Annotated in this window: 15 protein-coding genes; 5 read left to right on the forward strand and 10 right to left on the reverse strand. The window is 47.6% G+C overall.

The annotated features are described in order from the left end of the window. Positions 1-63: 63 nt before the first annotated feature. The gene (locus EGC76_RS07815; protein WP_128352429.1) at positions 64-2,202 is read right to left on the reverse strand and encodes a prolyl oligopeptidase family serine peptidase; all 2,139 of its coding nucleotides are present in this window, start codon (positions 2,200-2,202) and stop codon (positions 64-66) included. Positions 2,203-2,230: 28 nt separating this feature from the next. Beyond that, positions 2,231-2,791 carry a glutathione S-transferase family protein gene (locus EGC76_RS07820; protein WP_128352430.1) on the reverse strand — a complete coding sequence of 187 codons (561 nt, stop codon included), beginning with the start codon at positions 2,789-2,791 and terminating at the stop codon, positions 2,231-2,233. Between the two features lie 54 nt (positions 2,792-2,845). Here EGC76_RS07820 and EGC76_RS07825 point away from each other — a divergent pair, with 54 nt between their 5' ends. Both EGC76_RS07825 and EGC76_RS07830 read left to right on the forward strand, forming a co-directional pair. Beyond that, positions 2,846-3,454, forward strand: coding sequence for a DUF502 domain-containing protein (locus tag EGC76_RS07825; protein WP_128352431.1), 609 nt, complete (start codon positions 2,846-2,848; stop codon positions 3,452-3,454). Between the two features lie 11 nt (positions 3,455-3,465). Beyond that, positions 3,466-4,122, forward strand: coding sequence for an alpha/beta hydrolase (locus tag EGC76_RS07830; RefSeq protein ID WP_128352432.1), 657 nt, complete (start codon positions 3,466-3,468; stop codon positions 4,120-4,122). Here EGC76_RS07830 and EGC76_RS07835 read toward each other — a convergent pair. Genes EGC76_RS07835 through EGC76_RS07850 form a run of 4 tightly spaced genes read right to left on the reverse strand, consistent with a single transcriptional unit; the run spans position 4,119 to position 7,802 of the window. Beyond that, on the reverse strand, positions 4,119-5,204 hold the full coding sequence (locus EGC76_RS07835; RefSeq protein ID WP_128352433.1) for a 5-(carboxyamino)imidazole ribonucleotide synthase: 1,086 nt from the start codon (positions 5,202-5,204) through the stop codon (positions 4,119-4,121). The genes EGC76_RS07830 and EGC76_RS07835 overlap by 4 nt on opposite strands. Beyond that, a complete protein-coding gene (gene purE, locus EGC76_RS07840; protein ID WP_128352434.1) occupies positions 5,201-5,695 on the reverse strand; it encodes a 5-(carboxyamino)imidazole ribonucleotide mutase in 495 nt (164 codons plus the stop codon). The genes EGC76_RS07835 and purE overlap by 4 nt, the downstream gene beginning before the upstream one ends. A 58-nt stretch (positions 5,696-5,753) precedes the next feature. Then, a complete protein-coding gene (locus EGC76_RS07845) occupies positions 5,754-6,770 on the reverse strand; it encodes a diguanylate cyclase (protein WP_128352435.1) in 1,017 nt (338 codons plus the stop codon). 21 nt (positions 6,771-6,791) lie between these two features. Further along, positions 6,792-7,802: a GGDEF domain-containing protein gene (locus tag EGC76_RS07850; protein ID WP_164876818.1), complete on the reverse strand. Its 1,011-nt coding sequence runs from the start codon at positions 7,800-7,802 to the stop codon at positions 6,792-6,794. A 141-nt stretch (positions 7,803-7,943) separates the two neighbouring features. Here EGC76_RS07850 and EGC76_RS07855 point away from each other — a divergent pair, with 141 nt between their 5' ends. Then, positions 7,944-8,492 carry a hydrolase gene (locus tag EGC76_RS07855; protein ID WP_128352437.1) on the forward strand — a complete coding sequence of 183 codons (549 nt, stop codon included), beginning with the start codon at positions 7,944-7,946 and terminating at the stop codon, positions 8,490-8,492. A 202-nt stretch (positions 8,493-8,694) separates the two neighbouring features. Further along, positions 8,695-8,901 (forward strand): cold-shock protein, encoded by a 207-nt coding sequence (locus EGC76_RS07860; RefSeq protein ID WP_055439451.1) that lies wholly within the window; start codon positions 8,695-8,697, stop codon positions 8,899-8,901. A 65-nt stretch (positions 8,902-8,966) separates the two neighbouring features. On the opposite strand, the gene EGC76_RS07865 is transcribed toward EGC76_RS07860, so the two are convergent. Together EGC76_RS07865 and cysE are read right to left on the reverse strand one after the other, a co-directional pair. Further along, positions 8,967-10,151, reverse strand: a complete 1,185-nt coding sequence (locus tag EGC76_RS07865) for a tetratricopeptide repeat protein (protein ID WP_128352438.1) — start codon at positions 10,149-10,151, stop codon at positions 8,967-8,969. Positions 10,152-10,188: 37 nt separating this feature from the next. After that, positions 10,189-11,010: a serine O-acetyltransferase gene (cysE, locus tag EGC76_RS07870; RefSeq protein ID WP_128352439.1), complete on the reverse strand. Its 822-nt coding sequence runs from the start codon at positions 11,008-11,010 to the stop codon at positions 10,189-10,191. Between the two features lie 166 nt (positions 11,011-11,176). Here cysE and EGC76_RS07875 point away from each other — a divergent pair, with 166 nt between their 5' ends. Next, a complete protein-coding gene (locus tag EGC76_RS07875; RefSeq protein WP_128352440.1) occupies positions 11,177-12,451 on the forward strand; it encodes a metal-dependent hydrolase family protein in 1,275 nt (424 codons plus the stop codon). Between the two features lie 3 nt (positions 12,452-12,454). Here the strand turns inward: EGC76_RS07875 and EGC76_RS07880 are convergent, their stop codons facing one another. Both EGC76_RS07880 and yihI read right to left on the reverse strand, forming a co-directional pair. Continuing rightward, a complete protein-coding gene (locus EGC76_RS07880) occupies positions 12,455-12,919 on the reverse strand; it encodes a DUF2489 domain-containing protein (protein WP_128352441.1) in 465 nt (154 codons plus the stop codon). Further along, positions 12,906-13,409 (reverse strand): Der GTPase-activating protein YihI, encoded by a 504-nt coding sequence (gene yihI, locus EGC76_RS07885; protein WP_128352442.1) that lies wholly within the window; start codon positions 13,407-13,409, stop codon positions 12,906-12,908. The genes EGC76_RS07880 and yihI overlap by 14 nt, the downstream gene beginning before the upstream one ends. Positions 13,410-13,811 lie beyond the last annotated feature (402 nt).

Here is a 13,811-nt window from a genome sequence, read left to right on the forward strand (position 1 = left end):
GAAGCACATGCTGCATCGGGATTTTTATCTTAGTACGGCTTAACTTAACGTGTAACTCAACGCTTATTTAAGCTCTTTAATGCCCATATTCCAAAGCGTAAATCCGTAGATATCCGCATATTGTTCAATAGTTTTTGATACCGGCGTACCGGCCCCATGACCCGCATTGGTCTCAATACGAATCAATTGTGGATTCGCGCCAGCGTCCTTGGCTTGCAGTTCAGCAGCAAACTTAAATGAATGCGCGGGAACCACACGGTCATCGTGATCGCCTGTTGTAATCATGGTAGCCGGATAGTGTGTACCCTGCTTCACATTATGAACCGGCGAATACCCTTTGAGATATTCAAACATTTCTTCACTGTCTTCGGCAGTACCGTAGTCGTATGCCCAACCCGCGCCAGCCGTAAACGTGTGATACCGCAGCATGTCCAAGACGCCCACAGCAGGCAATGCTACTTGCATTAAGTCAGGGCGTTGTGTCATCACTGCACCAACCAGCAAGCCACCGTTTGAGCCACCGCGTAAAGCCAGTTTGTCATTCGACGTATAGCCTTCACCAACTAAATACTCGGCTGCAGCAATAAAGTCATCAAACACATTTTGCTTTTGCATTTTGGTGCCTGCAATGTGCCAGTCTTTACCGTATTCGCCGCCACCACGTAAATTAGCAACAGCATAAACACCGCCCAGTTCAAGCCACATGGCGTTGGTAACGCTGAATGACGGGGTTAGGCTAACGTTGAAGCCACCGTAGCCATATAGAATGGTTGGGTTGCTACCGTCCAGCTCAGTCCCTTTTTTGTACGTGATGATCATTGGTACTTCGGTACCGTCTTTTGAGGTATAAAATACCTGCTTTGACTCATATGCTGAACTATCAAACTCAGCTTTTGACTCGGCATATACGCTTGATTCACCCGCATCAGGTTCGAACGCGTAAATGGTGCCCGGCGTGTTGTAGTTGGTAAACGTGTAGTAAACAACATCTGCCTCACGTTTTGCACTAAAGCCGCCGACACTGCCAACGCCTGGCAATTCAATGTTGCGCACCCGCTCGCCTTCGTAGTTGTATTGCTCAACTTTCGCAATCGCATCAACCATGTACTCGGCAAAGATATACCCGGCACCCGTTGATGGGCTTAACACGTGCTCAGTTTCAGCAATAAAGTCCTGCCAGTTTTCCGCTGTCGGATTCTTGGCATCAACAGTAACAACGCGTTTGTTCGGCGCATCTAAATCAGTAACCAAGTAAAGTTTTGAATCAACGTTGTCCAGCACATAGGTGTCAGAATCTGTGTGATCAAGTACTGTGACAAGTTCACTATCAGCCTGGCTTAGGTCTTTAATAAACAGCTTATTGCCCGAGGTTGATACTGCCGCAGTAATCACCAAGTAGCGATCATCTTCGGTGACTTGGCCGCCAACATAACGATGTTTTTCAGCATCTGTACCGCCAAAAACAACGGTATCTTCGGCTTGAGTCGTACCTAACTTATGATAATACAGTTTGTGTTGATCAGTTTTAGCAGAAAGCTCACTGCCTTCAGGCTTGTCATAGCTTGAATAGTAGAAACCTTCGTTGCCATACCATGAGATGCCGCTAAATTTCACGTCAACTAATGTCGGCTCAAGCTGCTCTTTGGTTTCGACATCAATCACAATGATTTTCCGCCAGTCACTGCCGCCTTCAGAAATTGCGTAGGCTGCTAACGAGCCATCTTTTGAGAAGCTCAACGTTGCCAGTGACGTTGTACCATCTTCGCTAAAAGTATTTGGGTCTAAAAATACTTCTGTATTGCCGTCAGCGTCGGTACGGTAAACCACGTATTGGTTCTGCAGCCCATCATTCTTATAGAAATAGGTGTAATCCCCCTCTTTGAATGGGGCTCCCACCTTCTCGTAATTCCAAAGTTGTGCAAGGCGGTCTTTGATCTGATCGCGATATGGGATTTGCTCAAGGTATTCGAATGTCACCTCGTTCTGCGCTTTCACCCACGCCTCAGTTTCTTCTGAACGGTCGTCTTCTAACCAGCGGTATGGGTCAGCAACAACATTCCCGAAGTACTCATCGGTTACGTTACCGCGCACTGTCATTGGATAACTTATTCTCGCATCCACGGCTGTCTCCGTGTGAGTGTCTTGTTGCGGCGAACACGCGCTTAATAACGCGACGCCTGCCACTGCGGCTATGTATTTCATGTAGGTATAACTCCCCTGCTATTTTTATTTAGGTTAATGCTGGATGTGTATTCGCAAACCAAGGCTGACTGTTGAGCGCCAGCAAAAATTGCTGCAAGTTCGGATAGTTTTGAATGTTAATACACTCTCGAAACTGTGCCCAACTTAAGAAGCACGCCAAGCGCAACTGCCCATCACTGTATGGCGCTTGCGTTGGCCATTCTTGTTCATTCAACAACGCCAATATAGAGTTCACTCTGCTCTGTTGGCGAGTTAGATACTGACTTTGTTCACCGGTAATACTATCACGCTGCAGCAAAAATAAATTCACCGTGGTATCAAGCGCTGTATTCGCAAGACAAAACAAATCAAAGTCTTGCACGTTGTCACAAAACGCTTGTTGATTGCGCTCGCGCAGATGCCGCACAATTGAAGCAGAGTCGTATAGCATCACGTCGCCGTCTTGCAGAAATGGTACCCGCTGCGTCGGCGATTGCTGCGCGCTCTGGCCATAATCTGTCGGAATAAAATCAAAGGTTTCATTATTTTGTGCCAATACAATGCGGCAGTGGCGCACGTACGGCGAGGTGTAACTACCAAATAACTTCATAATATCCCCTAAAAGACGTTAAGCTATGCACACATTGTGCTTGAGATTACCAAAATGAAACGCGTAATACATTATTTACTAAAGGGCTTAACAATATTACTGCCTCTTGTGATGACCATCGCATTAGTGCATTGGTTTCTAGTAACTATAGAAACCTGGCTGCGCCCTATCTGGGAGTCGATTCTGGGCACCCAATATTATTTCCCTGGCCTGGCGTTCTTCAGCTTTGTAGTGATTGCACTGATTGTTGGTTATAGCGCCCGCTGGCGTTTCGTCAATAAAATTTGGCAACTACCCGGCAGTATCATGGAAAAAATGCCTTTACTGCGCAGCCTATACGGCACCATTAATGATGTATTCGACTTAATGTCTGGCAAAAGCTTTTCCGATGAGTCGGTAGTTTTAGTTACCCTTCCCGGCGCTGATGTAAAACTTATTGGAATTGTGACCAAAAGGTCTGGCGAAAAGAATGATCGGCTTTCAGCCATGCTTGATGACGACCACATTGCCGTATTTTTGCCAATGAGTTACAACGTTGGCGGCTATATGATGATTGTGCCACGAACCAGTGTGGAAACCCTTGATATGTCACCTGCTGATGCTATGCAACTGACGATTAGCGGTGGTTTAGGTAAAAATCGTAATAATGTTGAAGATGATTAAACGGAGTATTCATGTCGTATCTTCCCTGTGTAGAAATAGAACCGAAACAACCGGCCACGCACGCTATCATTTGGTTGCATGGCCTTGGTGCCGACGGCAATGACTTCGCGCCATTAGTGCCACATTTAACACCGCCGGTTGCGGTTCGTTTTGTATTTCCACACGCCCCTCAAATTCCAGTTACCATTAACGGCGGCGTGCGTATGCCCGCGTGGTATGACATTTTGAGTATGTCTATTGAGCGTGAAGTTGATGAACAGCAACTGCGCGCCTCTGCAGCAGAAGTACACAAATTAATTGAGCGCGAAATAGCGCGTGGCATTCCGGCCGAGAATATTGTGTTAGCTGGATTTTCGCAAGGTGGTGCGGTGGCGTATGAAGCGGCACTGACGTATACGAAAAAGCTTCGCGGATTGTTAGCGCTGTCCACTTACTTGGCAACACACGCAAGTATTCAGCCAAACCAGATAAACCAGCAGCTGCCCATTTTAGTCCAGCATGGCACGCAAGACCCTGTGGTTGCGGAGGTACTCGGTAAACAGGCGTATCAATGGCTGCAGCAGCACGGATATAAGGCGGACTATCAGAGCTTCCCCATGCAACATCAGGTGTGCGCAGAACAAGTGCAGGCGATTAATCTTTGGTTGCAGAAGGTTCTGGCTAACTAAGCCAGAACCTGCAGCTTTTCCGCCCACTGGGCAACCCAGGTAAGTGCAGTATCACGATTCGCAGTGCGAATATTTACGTGCCCTACTTTGCGCCCAGGGCGAGGCTCTTTATTGTACCAGTGACAATCGGTGTCGGCGTGATGCCAAAGGCCGGCTGGAATTTGCTCGGCACCGATAACATTGATCATTACGGTAGGCTCTAATCGTAATAACGGTAGTGGCATACCCGTTAAAGCGCGAATGTGCAGGTCAAACTGGCTCGTGTTCGCACCCGTCATGGTCCAGTGCCCCGAGTTATGCACACGCGGTGCAATTTCGTTGACCAGCAGCGTTGCTTCATTGTCTGTGCCAACTACAAAGAACTCAATGGCTAACACGCCCACATAATGCAGTGCGTCGGTTAAGCGGCGGAAACATTCTTCAGCTTGCTGTTGCAATGCAGGGTCAACTGGGTCAATAGCGCCAAGGCTATAACTCAAAATACCACGGTCATGCACGTTCGTAATTAATGGGTAACAGCATATGCTGCCGTCTTTACTGCGCGCGCCTACCAGTGACACCTCGCGCTCAAACGGAATCATATGCTCCGCGATACCTGGCGCCTGTCCAGCTTGTTGCGCGAGCTCCTGCGGACTATCGGCCATGCTAAAACGCCATTGACCTTTGCCGTCATAGCCGCCACGCGCAGCTTTTAACACCAGCGGTTGTTCGGCGTTGTCGAGAATCTTTTTCAGTTCATCGGCGGTGCGGTAGGTTTGCCAAGGTGACGTTGGCACACGGCAGTCATCAAATAACTTTTTCTCGGCACGCCGATCAGTCAGGCTCTTAATCCGCGCTGGGTCCATTAGAAACTTGTCGTGGGCGGCGGCTAAAATGTCTGCGGGAATATCTTCATGCTCCCAACTAACCGTGTCAGCCCACGCTATCGCCTCAGCAAGTGTGATGCTCAAATCAATTTGCGCAGACAGCGGTTTAACGGTGTTGGTGCGCGTGCTAAATAGCAAGCACTCATGGCCGTGACTGATGGCGCTAGCGCCCAACATCTGACCTAGCTGCCCATCACCGATAAACAAAATCTTCATGACTCCGGTAACTCCAACTTTGGACCACTCATAACTTTGTCTCGCTGTTGCTCACGGAAGGCATGCACACGCTGGCGCACATCAGCATCGAATGAACCGATAATTTGTGCGGCTAACAACCCTGCATTGGCAGCACCTGCGGCGCCAACAGCAAGTGTACCCACCGCGACACCTTTCGGCATTTGTACGATAGATAACAAACTATCAAGGCCCTTCAGTTGTTTGCTTGGTACCGGCACGCCCAGTACTGGAATTGCTGTAAACGCTGCGAGCATGCCCGGTAAATGCGCAGCACCACCTGCACCAGCAATCACAACTGGCACACCATCGCGCTCGGCTTGTTCCATCGTGGTTTTAAGCAAATCTGGTGTGCGATGCGCCGAAACAACTTCCGCGCGCCATTCAACACCGAGGTCTTTTAGCATTTGTGCTGCATTTTGCATGACGGGCCAATCAGATTGTGACCCCATTAAAATCAAGACAGGTGCCATTGGATGCTCCCTTTTTCAAAGGAGCGAATTGTAGCTAGCTGGGGCTCTAGGTGCAAATTTATTGCGCAATTCTCAGCCGATTGCGACCTTGGCTTTTGGCTTTATCCTTCGCTGCATCAGCGTTCTCGAGCCATTGCCCCCAGGTTTGATTCGCCCGCCACTGGGCCACACCTGCACTGGCGGTTACTGTGGTCATCATACTTTTTACTGCAAAGGGCTCATGGCGCAAGTTATCGAGCATTTGCCCAGTTAGCTCCGCAGCCTCTTTGACAGATGTGTTTGGAAAGACTACTAAGAATTCAGCGCCACCATAGCGCACCATAACATCGTTTTTACGACACACACGGGCGATTCTACTTGCTGTTTCGCGCAACACTTCGTCGCCAAACATATAGCCGAACTTGTCATTCACATTTTTAAATGAGTCGAGGTCAAGCAACATTGCACTCACCGGGTGCTGCTGCCGCTGCGCACGGTCTAGCTCACGCTGCATCATGTCAGCCACGTACTCGCGGCGATAAAATCCAGTAAGCGGGTCAGTCGCGTAAAGTTTCGATAAGTTACGTTGCATGTAACTCATCATGATAAGAAATACGGCACCGACACCAATCAATACCAACATGGAGAGCGCTATACGCCACGCGTAGTCAAACGGTAAAAAGTTATACATAACCGCTGCAAACAACGCGTAAATTAACATGATAACTAACACAAAAATGGTGCGGTCAAACATAAAGAAGACCATTGCCAGCACTGGGTACATCCAATAGACGCCCATCATGCCGCTGGTTTTCATAGACACACTAACAAGGGTTCCCAAGGCGCATATAAAGAGAAAGTTTATCCACTGTGGCGCAAGCTCATTGCGGTAGACAACACCAGTTAAAATGAACGCTAGAGCGACACTGACCAAGGCCCCTGTTTCGAGCCACTGCCCTTCTATGGCTACTATGCCCGCTAACACAAATATCACCACGCCGACACCAAAATAGATGGTGCGCATAGCAACAAGACGGAACTGCTGCCAAAGGTTCAATGGAAGGGTAGACGTCACTGATGCACTTGCTGTATTCATATTGATTGGTTTCTCGCTATGCTATTCGGCTGAGTAGTGTTCTGCGGCGCATACTTGGTCGCGCCCTTTGCGCTTTGCCTCAAGTAAAGCAGTATCTGCGGTATTTATCCATTCTGCCCAGGTTTGCTCGGCTCGCAGTTGGGCAACGCCGACACTAACCGTTAACCGCACCTGTGCATCTTTGCCATCAAACGGTGCATTCGACACTATTTGTCTAATTTTTTCAGCTACCTTTACGGCCTCTTTAATGTCTGTTTCCGGTAACACGATTAAAAATTCTTCGCCGCCAACGCGAAATAACTGGTCATTAACGCGCAAACTCAATTTCAGCCGTCGTCCCAGTTGTTTCAACATTTGATCGCCAAACAAGTGTCCATATTTGTCATTGATGAGTTTGAAGTGGTCAAGATCTAACATAATAAGGCTGGCAGCTCGATGATACCTGCGGAAATTATTAATTAAGTCGCTAAGTACGCTATTGACTCGGTGGCGATTCTGCAAACCGGTTAAAGTATCGGTTACAACCAACTGGTGTAGTAGCTTTTGCATACGCCCGAGCATCACCACAAAAACGCTACCAAGTGCCAAAATAACCGACAATGTGGCAGCTATGCGCCAACCATCATTAAGTGGCATGTACGCTAGTGCGGCTATGCTAAAGAACACGGTAATGGCAGCAGCGAGTGCGATGGCGTAGCCGTCGCGAAACATAAAGAAGCTTGCGACGAGTAAGGGGTAAGACCAATAAACACCAATGGTGCCGTTCTCGCGAATAGACATGACACAAATCACGCTGAGCAACACCATAAATACAAGGCGCCAGTAATTGGGAATGCGCCCATGGCGAAATGTGTAGGCAATAGCGGCAAACACGACACCCGCCGTAAATATAATCGCCGACTGCATATAATTGCCAAGCCACAACTGTGCCCCTGCGAGCAGCAATTCAGTGATTGCTCCAGCCCACACCATATTGCGCGTAACTTTGTTGCGAAAGCTTTGCAGTAAGGTATCTGCAGAGTTATTTGGCATGGCCAGCTTCCTTCTGACGTACCTGACGAAAGGTGAAGTTATTCTGCTCAAAATATAGTCTAGCATTGGGAATAGCAAATGCTTTACGGCATAATCACGTTAATACACTGTTTAAGTCAATGTCCCGAAGGAGTTGTTGCCATGCTTATGCAAGCCGACCAAAGTGTGCTGGTTATTGTCGATGCCCAAGAAAAGCTCGCGCCTGTTATCCATCAGCGTGATCAACTTATTGCACGTATGCGTTGGCTTGGCGAAATTGCCAACGAATTAGACGTACCGGTATTGGTTACCGAACAGTACCCCAAAGGCCTTGGCCTGAGTGTTGATGCACTATCTGGCGTGATTGAAAACGCACAGGTTATTGAAAAAATGCACTTCAGTGCGATGCAAGAGCCCAATTTCACGAGTGCATTAAGTGAACAGAACCGCTCACAAGTTATCTTGATGGGTATGGAAACGCATGTTTGCATTCTGCAAACCGCATTGGATTTAATAGCTGATGATTATCAAGTTTTTGTGGTTGAAGACGCCGTCGGCTCACGCCGCGATAGCGACAAACAAACCGCATTAAACCGCCTTCGACAAGAGGGGGTCGTTATTATTTCATCTGAAATGGCCGCTTATGAATGGTTGCATCGTTCGGGGACGGACCAGTTTCGCCATATCACCAAAAATTGGATTCGTGGCTAAGACTTAAGCAACAGTTAATAAATCTTTAATTGACAGGGGTTAAGATAAGCGTATACTCATCGTCGCTAGAAAAATTCGGCTGTCTAATTGTGGCCTGTTACGAAGTCAATTGCTGTACCTCGTTTTGTAAGTCCCCAAGTAATACACGTAATTTTTATTAGCAATACCCTAGATTTTCACATGCAATACGAGGAATCACAGCATGTCTACAGTAACTGGTAAAGTAAAATTCTTTAACGAAGCTAAAGGTTTCGGTTTCATTGAACAAGAACAAGGCGCAGATGTATTCGTACATTTCTCTGCTATCCAATCAGACGGTTTCAAAACCTTAGCTGAAGGCCAAACTGTTCAGTTCACTATCGAACAAGGTCCTAAAGGCCCACAAGCTTCAAACGTAGTACCTATGTAAGACGTTGCCTTCGCAACGCTATTAGCGAAAAGATTTCAAAAAGCCGCTCTGTTGAGCGGCTTTTTTTATGGCTCCACGCCTTGGTAACTGTACCAACCCGCTTTGTAAGTGCGCTTGGTCGCCGAGAGGCGCGCCTCTTTTAAACCTCGCTCCAACACCCTTTTAGCGCGCACAGTATCCCCCCTCGCAGCATGCACTCTAGCCTGACCCCAATACGCTTCATGTACATAGGGCGCAGATTCTGCAGCCTTGCTATACATTGCTAACGCAGTATCCAACTCGCCTTTTTCAAATGCTCGTTCCGCGAGTGTTATCCACGTATACGGATTGCTATCCGGTATCGCCTGAATACGTTGCGTTAACTCGTCCACCAATACGTTACGTTGCTGGCGCTTCGCCAAGGTTTGGTAGTTGTGTAATACATTTAAATTGTGTGGGTTTTGCTGTAAAGCATACTGGTAAAGCGCTTCAGCGGTTTGATCATCGCCAGCGCGACGGTGCAGCAACCCAATAATGTTCAACGTGTCCGCATCGTTCGGCATGTAACGTAGGGCTTCTTGTGCATAAGCGAAGGCTTCATCAATTTGCCCCACCATCATTAACTCTGCAGCACGATTCCGATAGTAGAGTGCAAGAAATTCGTCAGTACTGATTAAGCCTGAGTTACGGGTGTCTTTTGACGGGAAATAATCAACCACAACCCATGAGCGCTGAAAAATGAACATTTTACTCTCACTTCCAGCTTCAGGTTCGGGCTTGTAGAGCCGCGCGCGAACATGGTCAGAAACCATAACCACATCATTGTTGCGGTCGTATACAGGCGCATTCGTTAGACGTTGAAATTTAATCTCTACGCCAACAAAGTCCGCAAGCCCTTTGGTCAATATTGCTAACGCCATGCAGTTGCCCGCACTCAGCGCAAAGGCCTCGCTTGCCGTGTAGGTTTGCTCTTTGTAATTAAAGCCGTAGGTCAAATCTTGCAGGTATTCACTAATTCGCTGATTCTCGGGAAGGTGAGCTAACCGACCATTAAAATCAAATAAAAAGTCCTGTTGCTGCTCAGTCGTTAGGGCAAACAGTTGTTCTGGTGTCACCAAGGAGTTTCTTGGTTCAAATAGCGCTGTATTAAACTGGGGTTGGCCAAGTTCTAATGACGTGTCAGCACTAGCTTGCTGGCTCGCATCAGGAGCACTTGCGCAAGCTGTTAGGGTTGTCAGTAGGGTTATAAAAATAAGTCGTGATGCTAGCATCTTTAATTACCTCCGCTAGCAACTGTCCAATCGTCAACTAATGATCGCTCTCACCTTGCGGCTTCTTTTGTTGGTCTTTTTGGCGACGTTCAGCTGCTTCCTGTTCTGCAGTGAGGAAGTCCATATCGTCTAATTCAACTTCCGGTATTTCTTCACATACATTACCGCCAAGTTTATTTACTGCGCAACATAAATCGCTTACTTTTTGGTCAAGCAGGTGTACGTGATCCAGCATACGACCAATAGCAGTGGCGACAGGATCTGGGTTGTCCGCCGAAATTGCATAGGCGTCAAAGCCGTACTGTTTCGCTATTTCTTCGCGGCGTTTTGTCACTTCTTTATTCTCTGTCGTGCTGGCTACACGCGCCGGAATACCAACCACAGTCGCTTCGCTCGGTACATCTTTAACTACCACAGCGTTGGAACCAATACGGGCATTCTCGCCCACTTCAATAGGGCCCAGCACTTTAGCGCCAGCACCAATAACCACGCCATTGCGTAGCGTCGGGTGGCGTTTGCCCTGACTCCAGCTGGTTCCACCCAAAGTTACCCCGTGATAAATGGTTACATCATCACCAATTTCCGCTGTTTCACCAATCACGACACCCATACCGTGATCGATAAAGAAGCGGCGGCCAATTTTAGCGCCCGGATGAATTTCTACGCCTGTGAACCAGCGCGATAAGGTAGAAGTAAATCGAGCAAGCCAAAACCAGCGCCAACTCCAGAGCTTGTGACTGATACGATGCCACCAAATGGCATGCAGGCCTGGATACGTGGTTAACACTTCAAAAGCGTTGCGCGCCGCAGGGTCGCGGGCGAATACGCTTTGGATGTCTTCTCGAATACCTTTAAACATGAAACTTGAAGCCTATAGGTGTAAAAGATGCTTAGTATACCAAGAACTCGCAGTTCTTGCGTTAATTCACTCATTATAAGCGGTTAAAAGCCAGAAGCTTCATTGACCGCTTAGGACTTTGCTCTGTAATGTGGTCACTATAACAAAAAACAGAGAGGTGCTTGTTATGCGAAAGTTTCTTACATTATCTATAGCGCTAGGCTTAGCGTTTACTGCGCAAGCCGATACGCTCATTCACGCAGGAACCCTGATTGATGGCACTCAGGCTAATCCAAAATCGGAAATGACTGTGGTTATTGACGGTAATACCATTAAAGCCATCGAAAGTGGTTATCGCGAGCCACAACAAGGTGATGTGGTAATTGACCGTCGCAATGGCACCGTAATGCCTGGCTTTATTGATATGCACACGCACTTGACGTCGCAGCTTGGCCCTGGCAGCTATATGCATAAATTCACCAACAGCGCTGCTGATGTGACCCTAAACGCCGTCAACTACGCCAATAAAACCTTAATGGCTGGTTTTACGACTGTACGTGACCTTGGCGATTCCTATAACGCCAGCATTGCACTGCGTAATGCCATTAATGCCGGCAAGGTGATTGGCCCACGCGTTTATACTGCCGGTAAATCACTTGCTACAACGGGCGGACACGCTGACCCTACGAATGGCGCACATAGCGACTTGTTCGCGCCACCAACGCCTTATGAGGGCGTATTAAATGGCCCATACGAAGCGCGTCAAGCAGTTCGCGCGCGTTATCAAGATGGTTCAGACCTGATTAAGCTAACTGTCACTGGCGGTGTTTTGAGCGTCGCTAAGAGCGGCCATAATCCGCAGTTTATGAAAGACGAGCTTGATGCTGTTGTGGCCACCGCGAAAGACTACGAGATGAAAGTTACAGTTCACGCGCATGGTAAAGAAGGTATGTTGCGGGCGATAGAGGCTGGCGTAGACTCCATTGAGCATGGCACTTACATGGACGATGAAGTGATGCGCGCCATGAAGAAGAAAGGTGTGTATTACGTACCTACAATTACCGCCGGCCGCTCAGTTGCTGATCGCGCTAAAATTGACGGCTTCTTCCCTGAATTAGTGCGCCCGAAAGCTGCTGCTATTGGTCCTAAAATTCAAAGTACCTTTGCTGCAGCCTATAAAGCTGGTGTGAAGATTGCCTTTGGAACCGATGCTGGCGTGTATGACCACGGCGAAAACTACCGTGAATTCATTTATATGGTTGAAGCGGGTATGCCGCCGTTGGTAGCTATTCGTAGCGCAACCGCCGAAGCCTCGAAGCTGCTTGGCGTAACCGACATTGGCACGCTCGAGGTAGGTAAGCGTGCAGATGTGGTTGCTGTACAAGGTAATCCGTTAGATAACATTGAGTTACTAAGTGATATTAACTTGGTAATCAAAGACGGTAATATCTATAAACAATAAGGCTTAACCGAAGTCTTTCAAAAGCTGGCGGATGTCCTTTAAAATGACATCTTCCAGCTCTTGTTCATACCCTTCTCGTTCAAGATCCATCTTGCGAATTTCACCTTTCGGATACTGCTTGCGCGCTTCATGAGTTGGCATGTGCTTAATACGTTCGTACATATCGTGCAATGCCGGATAGCGTTTGGCGTAGGCCGCTTGCTGCGACTCCACCCGCAAATCAAGTAACACAACCAACCGTAACGCACCTTCAGACAGTGGGCACTGCCCTTGGTCCATAGCTTTGGCGATAGTGACAATGCTTTCATAGAGGTTTTCATTGCGCTTTTCGAGGGCTTTATCACGACGTTGATTTTGTTGTTTCAACCGCCCCAGTAAACGACCTGCATAAAAAGCCAAGCCAAGCACTACGACTAAACCAAGTACTACTACTATCCAACCCAAAGTTGACAAATTAATCTCTAGCATCATCATCCTCGTCGTCAAAGTCATCATCATCGTCTAGGTCTATGCCCAGCAAATCGGCAAGCTGCGCAAATCGCTCGGTGCGTTCTTCAACATATGCAGCTTCGGCTTTGCTCAATGTCTCGCCTGCGTCAACGCGGTCTAACAACTGCTCTAGACGCTGATCATTTTCGAGTGCTGATAATTCAGCCAAAGCAGCTTTACGGTCGAAAGCAGGTTGCTTAACTTGTTGTACGTGTTGTTGAGCTGGATCGATTAATGTGATTGGCTTTTTACTGCCATGACGCGGATCGTTTAACGCGTTAGCTTCAGTTTTAGCTGAGCCTTTTGGACTACCTGTAACCGGATTTGACCGACTACCCGGCTTATGTCCTTTGGTTTTTTGCGTCGTTTTCGGTGGTACCGTTTTGCCTTTCGGCTTTTCCCAATCATTTTGGGGCTGCTTCGCGGGCGCTAGCGGTCCAGTTTTGCGGGTCTTCTTAACGCGGGTCATGTGTGTTTCCAGAACAGGTGAATGTGAAACTTTCGCTACTTCCAATACTGAAGTGATGCGTAAAGTATCGCATAGTTTACCTTATCTAGCGGGCAATAAAAAAGGCGATGTTTCCATCGCCTGATTTATTCTCAATTTTTCACACAGCGCACGTGCGATTTCGAGAACGGTTGTCATTATCTTCCATGTTTTTAATTATAACGTCCGTGAGCTTTTTTATTATTATTGTTATTAGTTAAGCGTTTTAGCCGAGCTCTATTGTTTTTATTTTGCTTGACTAAAAGGTGGCCTCCTGGCCGTATTTTTATTCCCTGGATTTTATCTTTCAACTCTGCAAAGCCTTATATTATCTGGCTTTGCGAAAACCTAATGGCATTCAGAGTACTCATCCGTGCCGAATTA

The sequence above is a fragment of the Pseudidiomarina gelatinasegens genome, assembly GCF_004025325.1.
GTDB lineage: Bacteria > Pseudomonadota > Gammaproteobacteria > Enterobacterales > Alteromonadaceae > Pseudidiomarina > Pseudidiomarina gelatinasegens.